General features: G+C 54.4%; 14 protein-coding genes. 10 read left to right on the plus strand and 4 right to left on the minus strand.

What is annotated here, in order from left to right; all coding sequences use genetic code 11:
* Nucleotides 1-12 precede the first annotated feature (12 nt).
* The gene (locus DOQ08_RS15590; RefSeq protein WP_114335909.1) at nt 13-1,392 is read right to left on the minus strand and encodes a sigma-54-dependent transcriptional regulator; all 1,380 of its coding nucleotides are present in this window, start codon (nt 1,390-1,392) and stop codon (nt 13-15) included.
* Between the two features lie 52 nt (nt 1,393-1,444).
* A complete protein-coding gene (locus DOQ08_RS15595) occupies nt 1,445-3,088 on the minus strand; it encodes a sensor histidine kinase (protein WP_114335910.1) in 1,644 nt (547 codons plus the stop codon).
* A 94-nt stretch (nt 3,089-3,182) separates the two neighbouring features.
* Between DOQ08_RS15595 and DOQ08_RS15600 the strand changes: the two genes are divergently transcribed.
* On the plus strand, nt 3,183-4,847 hold the full coding sequence (locus DOQ08_RS15600; protein ID WP_114335911.1) for an NAD+ synthase: 1,665 nt from the start codon (nt 3,183-3,185) through the stop codon (nt 4,845-4,847).
* A gap of 10 nt (nt 4,848-4,857) precedes the next feature.
* On the opposite strand, the gene DOQ08_RS15605 is transcribed toward DOQ08_RS15600, so the two are convergent.
* The gene (locus tag DOQ08_RS15605) at nt 4,858-5,691 is read right to left on the minus strand and encodes an outer membrane protein assembly factor BamD (RefSeq protein ID WP_114335912.1); all 834 of its coding nucleotides are present in this window, start codon (nt 5,689-5,691) and stop codon (nt 4,858-4,860) included.
* A 171-nt stretch (nt 5,692-5,862) separates the two neighbouring features.
* On the opposite strand from DOQ08_RS15605, the gene rluD reads away from it, so the two are divergent.
* The 3 genes from rluD to clpB all read left to right on the plus strand — a co-directional run bounded on the left by rluD (nt 5,863) and on the right by clpB (nt 10,320).
* Nucleotides 5,863-6,840 (plus strand): 23S rRNA pseudouridine(1911/1915/1917) synthase RluD, encoded by a 978-nt coding sequence (gene rluD, locus DOQ08_RS15610; RefSeq protein ID WP_114335913.1) that lies wholly within the window; start codon nt 5,863-5,865, stop codon nt 6,838-6,840.
* On the plus strand, nt 6,830-7,585 hold the full coding sequence (gene pgeF / locus DOQ08_RS15615) for a peptidoglycan editing factor PgeF (protein ID WP_114335914.1): 756 nt from the start codon (nt 6,830-6,832) through the stop codon (nt 7,583-7,585). Before rluD ends, pgeF begins: the two co-directional genes overlap by 11 nt.
* Nucleotides 7,586-7,743: 158 nt before the next feature.
* Complete coding sequence (clpB, locus tag DOQ08_RS15620) at nt 7,744-10,320, plus strand: ATP-dependent chaperone ClpB (RefSeq protein ID WP_114335915.1); 2,577 nt, start codon at nt 7,744-7,746, stop codon at nt 10,318-10,320.
* Between the two features lie 75 nt (nt 10,321-10,395).
* On the opposite strand, the gene DOQ08_RS15625 is transcribed toward clpB, so the two are convergent.
* Nucleotides 10,396-10,872 carry a DUF4124 domain-containing protein gene (locus DOQ08_RS15625; protein ID WP_114335916.1) on the minus strand — a complete coding sequence of 159 codons (477 nt, stop codon included), beginning with the start codon at nt 10,870-10,872 and terminating at the stop codon, nt 10,396-10,398.
* 469 nt (nt 10,873-11,341) lie between these two features.
* Between DOQ08_RS15625 and DOQ08_RS15630 the strand changes: the two genes are divergently transcribed.
* From DOQ08_RS15630 to DOQ08_RS15655, 6 genes are all read left to right on the plus strand, one after another.
* Complete coding sequence (locus DOQ08_RS15630) at nt 11,342-13,060, plus strand: acetolactate synthase 3 large subunit (RefSeq protein WP_114335917.1); 1,719 nt, start codon at nt 11,342-11,344, stop codon at nt 13,058-13,060.
* A 2-nt stretch (nt 13,061-13,062) separates the two neighbouring features.
* Nucleotides 13,063-13,554 carry an acetolactate synthase small subunit gene (ilvN, locus tag DOQ08_RS15635; protein ID WP_114335918.1) on the plus strand — a complete coding sequence of 164 codons (492 nt, stop codon included), beginning with the start codon at nt 13,063-13,065 and terminating at the stop codon, nt 13,552-13,554.
* Between the two features lie 67 nt (nt 13,555-13,621).
* Complete coding sequence (ilvC, locus tag DOQ08_RS15640; RefSeq protein WP_114335919.1) at nt 13,622-14,638, plus strand: ketol-acid reductoisomerase; 1,017 nt, start codon at nt 13,622-13,624, stop codon at nt 14,636-14,638.
* A gap of 90 nt (nt 14,639-14,728) precedes the next feature.
* Nucleotides 14,729-15,541 carry a CDP-diacylglycerol--serine O-phosphatidyltransferase gene (pssA, locus tag DOQ08_RS15645; protein ID WP_206074879.1) on the plus strand — a complete coding sequence of 271 codons (813 nt, stop codon included), beginning with the start codon at nt 14,729-14,731 and terminating at the stop codon, nt 15,539-15,541.
* Between the two features lie 93 nt (nt 15,542-15,634).
* Nucleotides 15,635-16,606, plus strand: coding sequence for a protein-methionine-sulfoxide reductase catalytic subunit MsrP (gene msrP, locus DOQ08_RS15650; RefSeq protein WP_114335921.1), 972 nt, complete (start codon nt 15,635-15,637; stop codon nt 16,604-16,606).
* Nucleotides 16,606-17,223 carry a protein-methionine-sulfoxide reductase heme-binding subunit MsrQ gene (locus DOQ08_RS15655; protein ID WP_114335922.1) on the plus strand — a complete coding sequence of 206 codons (618 nt, stop codon included), beginning with the start codon at nt 16,606-16,608 and terminating at the stop codon, nt 17,221-17,223. The genes msrP and DOQ08_RS15655 overlap by 1 nt, the downstream gene beginning before the upstream one ends.
* Nucleotides 17,224-17,472: the final 249 nt, after the last annotated feature.

Here is a 17,472-nt window from a genome sequence, read left to right on the forward strand (position 1 = left end):
AGTTTGAGTGGCTCACTCCATCCCCAACTTCTTCAACCGATACCGCATCGCCCGAAAACTGATCCCCAACCTCTTGGCCGCCGCGGTCTTATTCCAGCGTGTTGCTTCAAGCGCCTTCTCAATGGCCTGCCGTTCGATGGTTTCAAGATAGTCTTCCAGGTCAATTTCGCCTTCTGGTACTAAATCCGACAGCTCACCTCCGCCGTTACCTGGCCCACGTGCGGCGCTGCCTTGCGCCACTGCGCCACCAAGATGCAAGTCGCCGGCATCAATACGGTCCTCATCACACAGCGTAAAGGCACGCTCTAAAATATTCTCAAGCTCACGCACATTGCCCGGGAAGTCATAGCTTTTCAGCCGGTCAATAGCGGCAGACGTTAGGGTGGCCGGATCACACTCATACTCTCCGGCAATGCGCTCCAGTATATGCTCGGCCAGCAGAGGAATGTCGTCTCGCCGCTCGCGAAGTGCGGGTACGGCCAGCTCGATTACGTTGATGCGGTAAAACAAATCCTGGCGAAAGTCTCCGGATAGCACCAATTCCGGCAGGTTCTTGTGGGTGGCGCTCAGCACCCGAATGTCTACCGGAATTTCCTTGGTATCGCCAACTGGCCGAACCGCTTTCTCCTGAATAGCGCGCAGTAGTTTTACCTGCATGGCGAGGGGCAAATCGGCCACTTCGTCCAAAAACAGGGTGCCTCCATCAGCACTTCGGAACAGGCCGACTTTATTCTCTACGGCACCGGTAAAGCTGCCTTTTTTATGCCCGAAGAATTCGCTTTCCATCAGCTCTGAGGGGATCGCACCGCAGTTAACGGCGACGAACGGCGCTTCCGCGCGCGGGCCTTGCAGGTGGATCATTCGGGCGACCAGTTCTTTACCGCTTCCGGATTCCCCGCTGATGAACACCGGGGCTTGGCTGCGGGCCAGTTTTCGGGTTTGGTTGCGCAGTTTGCGAAGTTCCGGGGAATTGCCCAGTAGCAGGCCGGGGTTATCTGCCTCGGTTGTTTTCTGAACCTTGGGTTCCGACAGTTTCAGGGCGCTGTTCACCAGCTCACGTAGTCGGGGCAGTTCAACCGGTTTGGAGACAAAATCAAACGCCCCTGCCTTAAGTGATTCAATGGCGGTATCCATGCTGCCATAGGCGGTAATAACGGCAACCGGGGTGCTGGGGCTGTGTTGCTGAATCCATTGCACCAGTTCGATGCCGTTGCCGTCTGGCAGGTTCATGTCGGTCAGGCACAGCTGGGGTTTGTGTTCTTCCAGAAGGGCGCGCGCGCTGCTCAGGTCGGCGGCGGTGTAGGTGGTGATGCCCATCCGCCCCAGAGTAATTTCCAGGAGACTGCGGATGTCCGGTTCGTCGTCTACGATCAGCGCGGTTTGGTTACTCATGATGTGTTACCGGTTCCCTGTTGAATTGCTAACGCCCGATGGTCGTTGTTACTTAAATCATCCGCCCCGGATGAGCGAAGGTGATGCGAAAGCGGCAGCCGGGTTGGTCGTCTTCAACCAGCGACAGATGCGCCTGATTGGCTTCGCACAACTCCCTCGCAAGATAAAGTCCTAGCCCGGTTCCGTTTTTGTCCGTAGTAAAGAACGGCTCGAACACTGAATCGCGGTACTCCGGGGCTATGCCGGCGCCAAAATCCCGGATATCGATGCGAGCCCGTTCGCGGTCTGCGGTTGAAGCGATCAGTAATTGTATCTTCCTTTCACCGGTATTCTGTTCGCTGTATCGCAGACCATTGTCGCACAGGTTTACCATGACTTGTTCAATCTGGCTCGTATCGAAGCGCGCACCGGGAATCTTGCCTTCGATCAGTAACTCGATTGTGGCAGGTGCGCTTTCGGCTTGGGTTTGCTGGAAGTCGCTGCAAAAGTCCGACAGCCACGCACGCACATCGACAAGCTCGGTGTTGGCCATACGCCGTCGCGACAGATCCAATACGTTCTCGATAATACCGTTAACCCGCTTGGAATGGCGCCGAATGATGTCGAGCATTTGCTGGTCGCCTGGATCTATGTGAGGTGATTCTTCCATGAGTTGTGCGGCATGACTGATGGCCCCTAGCGGGTTGCGGATTTCATGGGCGATACCTGCGGTTAGCCGCCCCAAAGACGCGAGCTTCATCTGCTGGGCCTGTTGGGTAACCTTGCTCATGTCTTCGATAAACACCAGGATCTGATCGCCGCGGTCCTGATCCAGCTGAGTAAAGTTGGCTTGCAACAGCGGAGACGTTGGGTTGGCCTGGAACGGCTCAATCTTGGCGTGGTGGTCGTGCAACCAGATGTCCAGACCGTCTTTCAATGGCGCCGGCAGCGTACGCGCCTGGCGCATGCCATAGGGGTTGGTGGCGGCTTCTTCAAACAGCATTTCTTCGGCGGCGGCGTTAGCCAAACGAATCTGGCCAAATCGATCCAACACCAAAATACCGGTACGCATGCGCTGAATAATCTGCTGGTTAATTTGCTCAAGCTCGGCAATGCTTTTGGCGCGACTGGTGGCCAGGGCTTCGCTGCGGATAACCCGTTTTGAGATACCCTGCAAAACAAAAGCAGCGGCAAAATACAAAATGCCCAGAGAGCCGGCCCGCACGATATCGTCGGCAGAGGCGTGGAGGGTCAGTGTCGCCCAGATGGATATGCCCAGTGAACAGAGGGTCGCCAGCGCCGCGTAAAAGGTACCGAGACGGTTCGGGGCAAGAATGTTGCCCGCGGCTACAGACACAATGACCAGGTTCGCCAAGCCGCTGGTGATGCCTGAACTGGCCAGTAATAAACCGTGAATGATCAGAATGTCGGCCAGCACCGATAGGGTGATGTGCCGCTGGCGGGGATGAAAACCAGCGAGCAATATCAAAGCAATGAAGCCGTTTACGGCAAAATACAACAGCGCACCGACTTGGTAGGTATCGAGCCAGCGAAACTTGGTTTCCGCCATGAAGGGCTCAATAAACAACAGGCCGGCCAACAAGATACTGATAACGAGCCGGTAATGGTTATAGATCCGAAATAATCTGGCTTGCTGGTATTTTGCGTGAGGCCCGAAAGGCGAGCGTGCAGTGCTTGTAGGGGAGTCTGAAGCCATATCGGAAGTTATCTGTTGTCAGTCAGGAGAATTCCTCGTCGGTGCGTGGTTATAATAGCCTTTTAACGGCAATAAGTTACAGGAGCCTTTTTGCATGACGGCACCCGGTAAAGTATCCGAGGACGCGACCCCAGTGAAAAAGTTACGGGTGGTAATGGCCCAGTTGGATTTTCTGGTAGGAGATATCCCAGGTAACACCGAGCGGGTTATTCAGGCCGCGCGTGAAGCTTGGCAAGAGCATCAGGCCGATATTGTGGTCTTTCCTGAGCTGTGTCTAACCGGCTACCCGCCGGAAGATCTCTTGCTGCGCCCAAGCTTGGGGATTCGTGTGTCGGATGCTTTGGAACAGCTGAAGCAAGCAAAGCTGGAGCCGGCGATTGTGGTTGGCGCGCCAGTGCGTTCGGGTGGTTTGCTCTTCAACGCTGCGCTGGTTATCGAAGGTGGTGTCTTGGTGGGGAAATATTTCAAGCGGTGCCCACCCAATTACCAGGTGTTCGACGAAAAACGTTATTTCGCGGCAGGTCGAAATGCCAAGGTTTTAAACATCAAAGGTGTGCCGGTTGGTCTGACCGTGTGTGAAGATATCTGGGCCGATGGCCCGGTCGAAGATGCCGCAGCAGCCGGTGCTCAGCTGATTTTGAACCTGAACGCTTCACCCTACGACATCGATAAACAGGCTCGGCGCAAAGCGCTGCTCGAGCGCAAGGCTGCCAATAACAACGTGAGCATTGTTTACGTCAATCTGATGGGCGGGCAAGACGAGTTGGTGTTTGACGGTGGTTCGATGGTGGTTGACCACTCGGGCACCCTTGCCGCCGAAGTACCGCAGTTTAAAGAGGGGTTGTTCCCGGTCGAGTTTTTATGCGAGCACCATTGCCAGCCTGTGTCGCAACTGCCGTGCCCCGAGCCTTCGTTAGAGGCTAATGTGTACAACGCCTTGGTAATCGGCGTTCGGGACTACGTGAACAAAAACGGCTTTAAGTCTGTTGTGCTTGGGCTATCGGGAGGGATTGATTCGGCGCTGACCTTGGCGATTGCGGTAGATGCACTCGGTAAAGAGCGTGTACGGGCTGTCATGATGCCGTTCCGCTACACTTCCAGTGCCAGCTTGGAAGACGCAGAAGCTCAGGCTACGACGATGGGTGTGCAGTACGATGTGTTTTCCATTGAGCCAATGTACGACGTGTTCATGAAAACCCTGGAAGCGCCCTTTGAAGGCACGCAGCCGGATACCACCGAGGAAAACCTACAGGCCCGTTTGCGGGGCGTGTTGCTGATGTCGCTGTCCAACAAGTTTGGTTCACTGGTGTTAACCACCGGCAACAAGAGCGAATTGGCGGTGGGGTATTCCACCTTGTACGGCGATATGGCCGGCGGTTTTGATGTACTTAAAGATGTGCCCAAGACGTTGGTGTTTCGTTTGTCTCGTTATCGAAACACCGTGGCGCCGGTGATTCCGGAGCGGGTAATTACCCGGCCGCCTTCGGCCGAGCTGGCTCCAGACCAGAAAGACGAAGACAGTCTGCCCGACTACGACACGCTCGATGCCATTTTGCATCTATACGTTGAACGGGATTACAGCGCTGAAGCGATTGTGGCGGAAGGGTATGAGCGTGCCGACGTAGAGAGGGTGACTCGTTTGGTGGATATCAACGAGTATAAGCGCCGGCAGGCTCCGATTGGTGTTCGCATCACCGAACGTGGCTTTGGTAAAGACCGCCGGTATCCGATTACCAATGGCTGGAAAATAGGCAAGTAAGGCTTACGCCTTACTCGTCGCCCAGTAGTCCGAAGGTGACAACGTTCAGGAGCGAGCGGTTTTGCCGCTCGAACTGGTTTGCTTGGAACTTGCCGTTGCTGTCGAAGGCTTCACTGTCCGGGAAGTTTTTGCGCAACGTGGCGATGGCATCGCTGGCGCCTTTCCTCAGGTCCATGAACAGGAAGGTGTCTGCCAGAATGATCAGCGCATCTTCAACGGCCGGCGAAGACGGGTAGTTTTCGACAACATAGCGTGCGCGGTTATTGGCCGCCACATAGGCTTCTCGCTTGATGTAGTAGCGTGCAGCGTGTATTTCCAGCTCGGCCATACGGTTGCGAATCGAGATCATGCGCTGGCGGGCATCTGGCGCGTACTGGCTGTCAGGGAAGCGGCTCAGCAATTGTGAGAAATCACGGAACGCCTGAAGCTGTTCGCCGGGATTACGTGCGGAAGCGTCGATAGGGAAGTAGCGTGCGGCAAGCCCTAAATCCAGATTGTAGGAAGCCAGGCCGCGCATATAAAGCGCGTAGTCCAGTAGCTCGCTTTGTGGATTCAGGCGCATAAAGCGATCTGCCGCGGCCCGCGCGCCTTCCAGATCGAGGTTTTGGTAGCGAGCGTAAATCAGGTCCAGCTGAGCCTGTTCCGCATAGCGACCGAACGGATAGTAGGTTTCGAGGGCGTCCAGGTTTTGCTCGGCTTCGTTGAAGTTGCCGGCGTTCATGGCCTTGCGGGCGTTCTCGTAGTAGGTTTGTTCCGGTAGCACTTCCACGTCTTTATTGGAGGCGCAGCCGGCAGCTAGCGCTATGATGGTGGAAAGTAGCAGTAAACGGACAACTGATCTCATGCCGGAATCCCGTATAATGGTCAGACTGATGATTGGATTGGCCATTGTAACGGGGAAGACTGCCCATGTGCAGTGTTAACAGAAGTATCTCCGGCTAATCTGACCGAAACGTAACATCGGTTTTCAGCCGGTGTCCTCAAATTTGAAAGCATAGTGGCGAAGCGAGGCTTGATGTCTTCCGAAAACAGAATCACCGGCCAGTTCAAAATCCCACCGGGTTTGAGCGATAAACGACTCGATCAGGCGGCGGCCGAGTTGATGCCCGAGCACTCCCGCTCCCGTTTGCAGTCGTGGATCAAAAGCGGCGTACTGACGGTCAATGGCAAAACCTGCAAGCCCAGAGACAAGGTGATGCTCAACGATCTGCTTGAGCTGGATGCCGAACCGGAAGTGAAGGTGACATGGGAAGCCGAGCCCATCACGCTCGACATCGTGTATGAAGACGAGCATTTGCTGGTTATCAATAAGCCGGCTGGCTTGGTGGTGCACCCGGCTGCAGGCCATGCCGATGGCACCCTGGTAAACGCATTGCTCAATTACGCACCGGAGGTGGAAAACCTGCCTCGCGCCGGCATTGTGCACCGACTGGATAAAGACACGTCGGGTATTATGGTGGTGGCCAGGAGCCTGATTGCCCACACCTCGCTGGTAAACCAGCTTCAGGAACGCACCATGGGCCGGGAATACGAAGCCGTAGTGGTGGGTTCGTTGACTGGTGGCGCAACGGTGGATGCGCCGATTGGTCGTCACCCGCAAGATCGCAAGCGTATGGCAGTGGTGTCGTCTGGCAAGCCGGCGGTAACCCACTACCGTTTGATCGAACGTTTTGCCGCCCATACCCATGTGCGGTGCAAGCTCGAAAGTGGGAGGACGCACCAGATCCGTGTGCACATGACTCACGTTCGGCACCCGCTGGTGGGTGACCCGGTGTATGGAGGGCGTCTGCGTTTACCCAAGGGCACAACGGAGGAGTTGCGAGCCGAGTTGGCCGCTTTCAATCGTCAAGCTTTGCATGCTCGCAAATTGACGCTGGAGCACCCGGAAACCGGTGAAACCATGAGCTGGGAAGTCGACTTGCCAGAAGATATGGTTCAGCTAATAGCGGCATTGCGCAAGCACGCCCGCGAGCTGGAAGAAAATGATTTCTGAGAACGAATTGCTCCGGCCTGATTGGACCGCTTCCGCACGGGTGCGTGCGCTCTGCACGACCCGGAAGGGTGGGGTTAGCCAATCGCCTTGGCAATCTTTAAATCTGGGTGGGCATGTTGGCGACAACGCGGCCGATGTGGCCCGGAACCGTCAACGTTTGGCAGCGTTCATGGGTGTCGAGACTAGCCAGCTTGGCTGGCTAAATCAGGTTCACGGCACGCGGGTGGTAGAGCTTACCCGCGATAATCTGAAAGACTGTCCTGATTCCGATGCCAGTTTCACCCGGGAGCAAGGCGTGGTTTGCGCTATTCTAACGGCGGACTGCCTTCCGGTGATCCTCGCTGACCGTGATGGCCAGGTGGTTGGTGCTGCTCATGCTGGTTGGCGGAGCCTTTGCGGCGGTGTGCTGGAAAACCTGATTCAAGCCATGGCGGTGGAGCCGTCAAAGCTGACGGCGTGGTTCGGGCCATCTATTGGGCCAGTGAATTTCGAAGTCGGCCCGGAGGTTCGAGCGGCGTTCGTAGAACAGCAGGCCGACTCGGCCTCCGCCTTCTCCGAACAAGGTGCTCGCTCTGGCCACTTTGTTGCAGACATCTATGAATTAGCCCGTTTGCGCCTGTCCCGCGCGGGTGTTTCCGATATCTCCGGTGGTGGTTGGTGCACCGTGGACGACCCCGAGCGATTTTATTCCTATCGTCGGGATGGTCAGACAGGCCGTATGGCAACGTTGGTCTGGCTCGTATGACGAGCGTCAATTTTCTGACATTATTTGTTTTTGGTTCCTTGAACTCTCTTCTTTAGCCCCTACATTAGTTATCAAGACATCGCGAACGCCGCTCATGCCACGTCCTTACTTATGTGTGGAAATGTTGGCGCGCTGTACCTATTCGGGGAACAATTGCTATGAGAATCGATAAGTTGACCAGCAAGTTACAGAGCGCTCTTGCAGACGCTCAGTCGATTGCGGTCGGAAAGGACCACAACTTTATTGAGCCGGTGCATCTGATGCTGGCCTTACTTGATCAACAGGGTGGTTCGGTCAAACCACTATTGCAGCAGGTTGGCGTAGAGCCCGGTCGGGTACGTCAGGCCGTTGCCAGTGAAATTGAAACCTTGCCGGAAGTGCAGGGCAACGCCGGTGATGTGTCTATGTCGAACGACATGGGGCGGCTGTTCAACATATCTGACAAGTTGGCTCAGAAACGTGGCGATCAATTTATTTCCAGTGAACTGATCTTACTAGCAGCCGTTGAAGATCGCGGCTCGCTGGGCCGTATTCTGCGCGAGCATGGGGTAGATAAAGCGGCTTTGGAAAAAGCCATTGATGAAGTGAGAGGTGGTGAAGCTGTGAACGATCCCGGTGCGGAAGAAAACCGTCAGGCGCTGTCGAAGTACACCATCGATCTGACCGAGCAGGCGGTTGCAGGCAAGCTGGACCCGGTGATTGGTAGGGACGATGAGATTCGCCGCACCATTCAGGTACTGCAGCGTCGCCGCAAGAATAACCCGGTGCTGATTGGTGAGCCGGGTGTCGGTAAGACCGCCATAGTGGAAGGTTTGGCGCAGCGCATCGTGAACGGCGAAGTGCCTGATAGTCTGAAAGAAAAGAAAGTGCTGTCGCTGGACATGGGTGCCCTGATCGCCGGAGCCAAGTTTCGCGGCGAATTTGAAGAGCGTCTGAAGGCAGTTTTGAACGAGCTGTCAAAGCAGGAAGGGCAGATTATTCTGTTTATCGATGAGCTACACACCATGGTGGGTGCCGGTAAGGCCGAAGGTTCGATGGACGCGGGGAACATGCTTAAGCCTGCGTTGGCGCGAGGCGAGTTGCATTGTGTTGGTGCCACCACATTGAACGAATACCGTGAAAATATTGAGAAAGATGCCGCTTTAGAGCGCCGCTTCCAGAAGGTGTTGGTCAGTGAGCCGAGCGAAGAAGACAGCATTGCCATTCTTCGCGGTCTAAAGGAGCGTTACGAAGTTCACCACGGGGTGGAGGTGACGGACGGCGCCATTATTGCCGCGGCTAAATTGTCTCACCGGTACATCACCGACCGGCAGTTGCCTGATAAAGCCATTGATTTGGTTGATGAGGCGGCCAGTCAGATTCGAATGGAAATGGATTCCAAACCGGAAGCACTGGATCGTCTCGAGCGGCGCCTGATTCAGCTCAAAATTGAGCGGGAAGCGCTGAAGAAGGAAACCGATGCGGCTTCCAAAAAACGTTTGGAAGAGTTGTCGTCTGTCATTGGCGATGTTGAGCGTGAGTACGCGGATCTGGAAGAAGTTTGGAACACGGAAAAAGCAGCTCTGCACGGCTCCCAGAAAATCAAAAGCGAGCTGGAGCAGACCCGAATTGATCTGGAAAACGCGCGCCGCAGTGGCGATCTGGGCAAAATGTCGGAGCTGCAGTACGGCAAGATTCCAGAGCTTGAGCGCCAGCTGGATATGGCCAGCCAGGCTGAAATGATGGAAATGACGCTGCTGCGCAACCGGGTCACCGAGGAAGAGATTGCCGAGATTGTTTCCAAGTGGACCGGCATTCCCGTCTCCAAGATGATGGAAGGCGAGCGCGACAAACTGATGCGCATGGAAGAGGCGCTGCATGGCCGGGTGATTGGTCAGAACGAAGCGGTAGAGGCGGTTTCTAACGCCGTGCGTCGTTCCCGTGCAGGTTTGTCGGATCCCAACCGACCCAACGGTTCATTCCTGTTCCTTGGGCCAACCGGTGTCGGTAAAACCGAGCTGTGTAAAGCCTTGGCAGCGTTCCTGTTCGATACCGAAGACGCCATGGTGCGCATTGATATGTCCGAGTTCATGGAAAAACACGCCGTGGCTCGACTAATCGGTGCGCCTCCTGGATACGTAGGCTACGAAGAGGGCGGCTATCTGACCGAAGCGGTTCGTCGTCGGCCGTATTCCGTGTTGTTGCTGGATGAAGTGGAGAAGGCGCACCCGGATGTCTTTAACATCTTGTTGCAAGTGCTGGATGACGGTCGCCTGACCGACAGTCAGGGCCGCACGGTGGATTTCCGTAACACGGTGGTGGTGATGACCTCGAACCTGGGCTCTCACATCATTCAGGAAAAAGCCGGTGAAGAGAACTACGAGGACATGAAGTCTGCCGTTATGGAGGTGGTCGGCACACACTTCCGGCCTGAGTTTATCAACCGTGTGGACGACGTGGTGGTGTTCCATCCGTTGGCCGAAAGCCAGATTCAAGGTATTGCAAGCATTCAGATTGCGAATCTGTCGAAGCGCCTGAAAGAGCAGGATATGAATCTGGAGCTGGGTGACGAGGCTCTGCAGTTGCTGGCCGAGGTGGGTTACGATCCGGTGTATGGCGCGCGTCCTTTGAAGCGAGCGATTCAGCGGTTGATCGAAAACCCGTTGGCACAGAAACTCTTGCAAGGAGAGTTTGTGCCTGGCGACACGGTCAAAGCCACGGTAGATGGAAGTGAGCTGACGTTCACCAGGGCGTAAGCGGTTGGCCCAAGTTGGTTAAATTAGAAAAGCCAGAGGATGAAGGTCCTCTGGCTTTTTTTCTGCGCGGGGCGATTACTTCTCAGCGTTGCCGCCCTGAGCGGGGCCGCAGTTCTCTTCTGCAAACGCTTCAAACTTTTCTCGTTGCTCGTCGATTTCTTCCGGGCTCAGGTAACGTTGCTCGCCATTCTCTTCAACTCGAATTCGCGCATTACTGCTGATCACTTTCAGGTTTGCCTTGGCGGTTTTGCAGTTGGCTTCACGCTGTTTGCGATTGGCTTCTTCAAGCGCGGTTTCTTTTTTTCGTTCGGCGCTTGCCTGCTGCTGTTCTTCAAGCTGGCTCAGGCGCTCTTGCGGGGTCGCTCGGTTCGAACTGGTGTTTCGGCTGGTGCCTGAGCGAACATTCAATTGCTCGGCTTTCTTGCCGGTGGGTTGCCGATCGCCAAAATGGGTTACGCCGTTGTCGTCCGTCCATTTGTATACTGAACTATCAGCGGCCAGGCCGGGAGTCGCGGCCATCAGAATAGAAAACACCAGTATCTTTCGGTTCATGTCGTTGCCCGTTGTTCGTTTATCGCCTGAAGATAGTGCCACCAGAACAAAGGTTTTTCTTTCGTCTGGTTCAAAACTCTAGCATGGTTATTTGGGCAGTATGGCAGAGAAGAGCATAAAATGGTGCCAATTAAGCCACAACGGCTATTGACAGCGAGTTTCCCGCTGTCAGAATTACCGACTGCCTGAAGATAGGGGTAAATACGGCCGGCAATCCCGTGCAAGTATCCCCCGTTAATCACCACACCGAGTGCGCCATTACTAGGCGGGCGATGGTTGTTGCTAACGTTGCAACCCGTTGCTGGCCGTTCTCCGCAACCCTCAGGAGTGCGGCTGGCCAAGAGACAACCTCTAAAGAATTGGTGTGGAGGAGTACGCCGGTACCGCTTTCACAAGAAGCTGGGCAACCGTGGATCCAGGCAACCGGGACGAATCCCGGCTCATTCACTTGTAGAAGAGGGTAGAAAACGTGGAGTTATTGTCTGGTGCCGATATGTTGATCCGGTCCCTTCAAGATGAAGGTATCGAACACGTATACGGCTATCCGGGTGGCGCAGCCCTTCATATTTATGATGCGCTGTTCAGGCAGGATAAAGTCAAACACATTCTGGTGCGGCATGAGCAGGCAGCGGTCCATATGGCCGATGGTTATGCCCGTGCAACCGGAAAACCAGGCACTGTCCTGGTGACCTCTGGCCCTGGCGCTACCAACACGATTACTGGCATTGCCACCGCATTTATGGATTCAATTCCTATGGTGGTTCTCTGTGGCCAGGTTGCATCCACATTGATTGGTGAGGATGCCTTCCAGGAAACCGATATGATCGGTGTCTCTCGCCCCGTGGTGAAACACAACCTCAGCGTCCGGCACCCGGAGGAAATCCCGGAAATTATCCGCAAGGCCTATTACATCGCCTCAACTGGCCGCCCTGGTCCCGTTGTCGTAGATATTCCCAAGGATATGACAGCGCCCAACGAGCGTTTCGAGTATTCCTATCCGAAAAAGGTCAAGTTGCGTTCATACAACCCGGCCGTTCGTGGCCATGCAGGGCAGATCAAGAAAGCTGTCGATATGTTGATGGCCGCTAAACGTCCGGTGATCTATGCCGGTGGTGGCGTCATTCTTGGTAAAGCCTCCGACCAGTTAACTGAACTGACCCGAAAGCTTGGCTTCCCGATTACCAACACATTGATGGGCATTGGCTGCTATCCGGCAACCGACAAGCAGCATTTGGGCTGGCTCGGCATGCATGGTACCTATGAAGCCAACATGGCCATGCACCACTCAGACCTGATCCTCTGCGTAGGCGCTCGTTTCGATGACCGGGTAACCAACGCCACCGAGAAGTTCTGCCCGGGTGCGCGCATTATCCATATTGATATTGACCCGGCATCGATCTCCAAAACGATCGATGTTGATGTGCCCATTGTTGGCCCGGTGGATGCCGTGCTCAAAGAAATGCTGTCTTTGGTGAAAGAATCCAAAGAAAAACCGGAAGCCGAAGCCTTGGCAGCCTGGTGGAAGCAGATCGACGAGTGGCGTGCTTTCCACGGCATGCGTTACGAAACCAGCCCGGATGTGATCAAGCCACAAGAAGTGGTCGAGATGCTCTGGAAGCTCACCAACGGTGATGCTTACGTGACCACCGATGTCGGCCAGCACCAGATGTTTACCGCGCAGTACTACAAGTTCGACAAGCCGAACCGTTGGATTAACTCCGGTGGTTTGGGCACGATGGGCTTCGGTTTGCCGGCGGCTATGGGTGTCAAACTGACCCACCCCGATGAAGAAGTCTTGTGCTTTACCGGTGAAGGCAGTATCCAGATGAACATTCAGGAACTGTCTACCTGTAAGCAGTACGATCTGCCGGTCAAGATTATCAACCTGAACAACCAGGCGCTGGGCATGGTTAAGCAGTGGCAGGACATGAACTACGAGTCTCGCCATTCGCAGTCCTACATGGAATCTCTCCCGGACTTCATCAAGCTGGCGGAAGCCTACGGCCACGTTGGCGTGCGCATTGATCGCAAAGAAGATCTTGAGCCCAAGCTGAAAGAAGTTCTGGCGATGAAAGACAAACTGGTGTTCGTAGATATTTATGTCGACCGTTTTGAGCATGTGTACCCAATGCAAGTTGCCCGTGGTTCGATGAAAGATATGTGGCTCAGCAAGACGGAGAGGGTGTGATCATGCGTCGAATCATTTCTGTGTTGCTGGAAAACGAGCCGGGTGCACTGTCTCGAGTGGTTGGGCTGTTTTCTCAGCGCAACTACAACATTGAGACACTGACGGTAGCTCCTACGGAAGACCCTACGTTGTCACGACTGACCGTCACCACGTCCGGTTCTGACAAGGTTATCGAGCAAATCACCAAACAGCTGAACAAGCTGATTGAAGTGGTAAAGCTGGTGGACCTCACGGAAGGAGCCCACATTGAGCGGGAAATGATGTTGGTGAAGCTGAAAGCAACAGGCTCTCAGCGCGCTGAAATCAAACGCACGGTGGATATCTTCCGTGGTCAGATTGTTGATGTCACCAGCTCGGTTTACACCGTTCAGTTGGCAGGAGATAGCAGCAAGCTTGATGGTTTTATTCAAGCCGTTGGCACGTCTGGAATCTTGGAAGTGGTGCGTACCGGTGTTTCCGGTATTGCCCGAGGCGAAAAGGTACTCAGCCTCTAAAGTCGGCTGAAAAAATTCGAATACCATGGCCGTTCGCGGCCAATACTTTTAAAAGTTGAGGTTTGAAATGCAGGTTTATTACGATAAAGATTGTGATCTTTCCATCATCCAGGGCAAGAAAGTTGCCATTCTTGGTTTTGGTTCACAGGGCCACGCCCACGCGTGCAACCTGAAAGATTCCGGCGTAGACGTAGTTGTTGGTCTGCGTGCAGGTTCTACGTCCATTGCCAAGGCTGAAGCTTACGGCCTGAAGACCAGCGACGTTGCGTCTGCGGTTGCTTCTGCTGACGTTGTTATGGTTCTGACTCCGGACGAATTCCAGGCTGAGCTGTACCGCGACGAAATCGAGCCGAACCTGAAGCAGGGCGCTACTCTGGCCTTTGCTCACGGTTTTGCGATCCACTACAACCAGATCGTTCCCCGTAAAGATCTGGACGTAATCATGGTTGCTCCGAAGGCGCCTGGTCACACCGTACGTACCGAGTTCACCAAGGGTGGCGGTATTCCTGACCTGATCGCGATCTTCCAGGACGCTTCCGGCAATGCCAAGAACGTTGCTCTGTCCTACGCCAGCGGTGTGGGCGGTGGTCGTACCGGTATCATCGAAACCACATTCAAAGACGAAACTGAAACCGATCTGTTCGGTGAGCAGGCAGTTCTGTGTGGTGGCGCGGTTGAGCTGGTTAAAGCCGGCTTCGAAACCCTGACCGAAGCGGGATACGCTCCGGAAATGGCGTACTTCGAGTGTCTGCATGAGCTGAAGCTGATCGTAGACCTGATGTACGAAGGCGGTATCGCCAACATGAACTACTCCATCTCTAACAACGCTGAGTACGGCGAGTACGTAACCGGCCCTGAGGTGATCAACGATGAGTCCCGCGCAGCCATGCGTAACGCTCTGAAGCGCATCCAGAGTGGCGAATACGCCAAGATGTTCATCTCTGAAGGTGCTCTGAACTACCCGTCAATGACTGCGCGTCGTCGTGAAAACGCGGCCCACGAAATTGAAGTGGTTGGCGAAAAGCTGCGTTCCATGATGCCATGGATTTCCGCGAACAAAATCGTGGACAAAGATAAGAACTGATCCGGAATTTCCGGTACGGTTTGAAAGCGCGGCCCTAGTGGCCGCGTTTTTCGTATATACTCCGCACAAATGCTTTCCGGAGTTGAAGGAATGACAGAACAGAATACATCGACAAATAAAACTGACCCTCACCTCGCTGCCGAAGTAGAAATTGAAGCAGGAGAGGTTATTGAGGAAGAAGTGGTTGAGGGCGCTAAGGTTCGGCGGAAAGGTATCTTTTTATTGCCGAATGCGCTGACAACCGCATCGCTGTTTTCGGGTTTTTACGCAATCGTTTCCGCCTCGAACGGCGTTTTCGATAATGCCGCCATCGCGATTTTCGTTTCCATGATCTTGGATGGGCTTGATGGTCGGGTAGCACGTATGACCAATACCCAAAGCAAGTTCGGTGAAGAGTACGACAGCTTGGCGGATATGGTTGCCTTCGGGGTAGCTCCGGGGCTGGTCGCGTTTTTCTGGTTGCTGAACGGAATGGGCAAGCTCGGTTGGGCCGTTACCTTCATCTACGTTGCCGGTGCGGCGCTGCGTCTTGCGCGCTTCAATACCCAGATTGGCTCGGTGGATAAGAAGTACTTTGTTGGCTTGGCAAGCCCGGCTGCCGCAGCCTGTGTTGCCGGGCTGGTGTGGAGTTTTCACACGTTTGAGCCGGCGGCTTGGCTGACGGCATTGACGATGGTCGTTGTCGGCGGCACGGGTGTTCTGATGGTGAGCAACATTCTGTACCGCAGTTTCAAGGATCTGGATTTGCGGGGCAGAGTCCCTTTTGCCGCAATTCTGCTCGTCGTGCTCATCTTTGTGGTGATTGCGCTTGATCCGGCTACCGTATTGTTTTCTGCATTTTTGATCTACGCGGCCTCTGGCCCGGTAAGAGCGTTGTTCCGTCGTAAGGCTAAGCGCGCTTAATTGATCGATAATTCCCGCCCACGGCCGTTGGGCGGGAATTTCTCCAGCAAACTGTGGTCTACTGACTAGAACCACGACAGCTGGAGCCTGCCAATGCATATCAAGAAACGCCCATCCTGGGCTATCTCCGAATCCGAAGTCACGCCTGAGTCTGTCTACCTGAACCGTCGTAAGTTTATGTCCGGCGTTGCCGTGTCAGCTGCTGCGATGGCTGCTCCGGGGCTAGTCCTTGCCAGTCAGCATGAGAAACTGCCCGCCTTGGACTATAAAAAGGCGGGCAAATATGTTCCGGACGAAGAGCTTACGCCCTATAAGGACGTTGCCAGGTACAACAATTTCTATGAATTCGGGCCCGGCAAGGAAGATCCTTCGCGTCACGCTGGCCAACTGGTGGTTGATCCGTGGTCTATTGATGTTGAGGGTGAGTGTGCCCGGCCGGGCCGATATCCGTTAGAGCAGCTCCTTAAGTCTCATAGCTACCAAGAGCGTATATACCGTTTACGTTGTGTTGAGGCTTGGTCGATGGTGATTCCGTGGGTGGGCATTCCGCTGGCGGATGTGTTGAAGCAGTTGGAGCCGACCTCAAGGGCGAAGTATGTGTATTTTGAAACTCTGGAGCGTCCGGAGCAGATGCCCGGCCAGAGGTCTTTGTTCAGCACGATTGACTGGCCCTATCGGGAAGGTTTGCGAATGGATGAGGCCATGAACGAGCTATCGTTTCTGGCGGTCGGTTTATACGGGCGAGCGCTGCCCAATCAGAACGGCGCCCCCATTCGTTTGGTAGTGCCTTGGAAGTACGGGTTCAAAAGCATCAAATCGATCGTACGTATTCGCTTTATGGAAGAGCGGCCGAAAACCAGCTGGGAAATGATTGCCCCGGATGAGTACGGTTTCTACGCTAACGTAAACCCAGAGGTCGATCACCCACGCTGGAGCCAGAAACGAGAGCGCAGGTTGCCATCCGGTATTTTCAGTCCGAACTGGCGAGAGACTGAAAAATTTAACGGTTACGGTGAGCAGGTGGCTCAGCTATACAAGGGCATGGATTTGGCGAAGTTTTACTGATGTCGGCTAAATGGAATAGGGAGCATACCCTACGAGGGGCCAAGGTCGCGTTTTTCATCGTGGCGTTGATCCCTTTGTATATGTTGGTTCAACGAATGGTTCTGGGAGATTTGGGGCCCGATCCGGCTCAGGTGATCACCGAGAGTTTGGGTAAGGCTGCACTTCAGCTTTTATTGGCCACGCTATTCATGACACCGTTACGAAAACTGACCGGGTGGAATGGGTGGATACGTTGCCGGCGGATGATTGGCCTGTTCGCCTTTTTCTACGCTGTGTTGCATGTAATGGCTTTCCTGCAGTTGATATTGGGGTGGGGGGATTTGTGGGCAACCTTCACTCGCCGCCCGTACATCATTATGGGGGCGGCAGCGTTCTTGTTATTAGTACCTCTGGCGCTGACCTCGACTCAAAAAATGATGAAGCGAACGGGGCGGATGTGGAAACCGCTTCATCGCCTTATCTATCCAGCGGCGATCTTTGCGTGGCTGCACTTTCTTTGGCAGGCAAGGAGCAACCTATTGGAAATGGTTGTTTACGGTCTTGTATTGGCTGCGTTGCTGGCGATTCGAGCACACTGGTTTGGAGTGTCGTCACTGGTGCCGCTCAAAAAGACCTGAATTAGCCTGTATTTTGATCGTTCTGGTGGTGTTTTGAACGGCAGCGTAGGTGGAAACCGAGGGGTGGGTTAATTTCTTTAGAAAGTCTGTTGACTCCTCAGTAGGGGTCTGTAGAATGCGCATCTCGCTTGAGGGGCTAGCCACTAAACACGGCCAGCAACGAAGCGGTAACTGCTTGAAAGATTTGAAGAAAACGTTTTAAAGATTCTTCAAAAAGCAGTTGACAAGGTGGCGGTTCAGTGTAGAATG

The sequence above is a fragment of the Marinobacter litoralis genome (assembly GCF_003336705.1).
GTDB lineage: Bacteria > Pseudomonadota > Gammaproteobacteria > Pseudomonadales > Oleiphilaceae > Marinobacter > Marinobacter litoralis.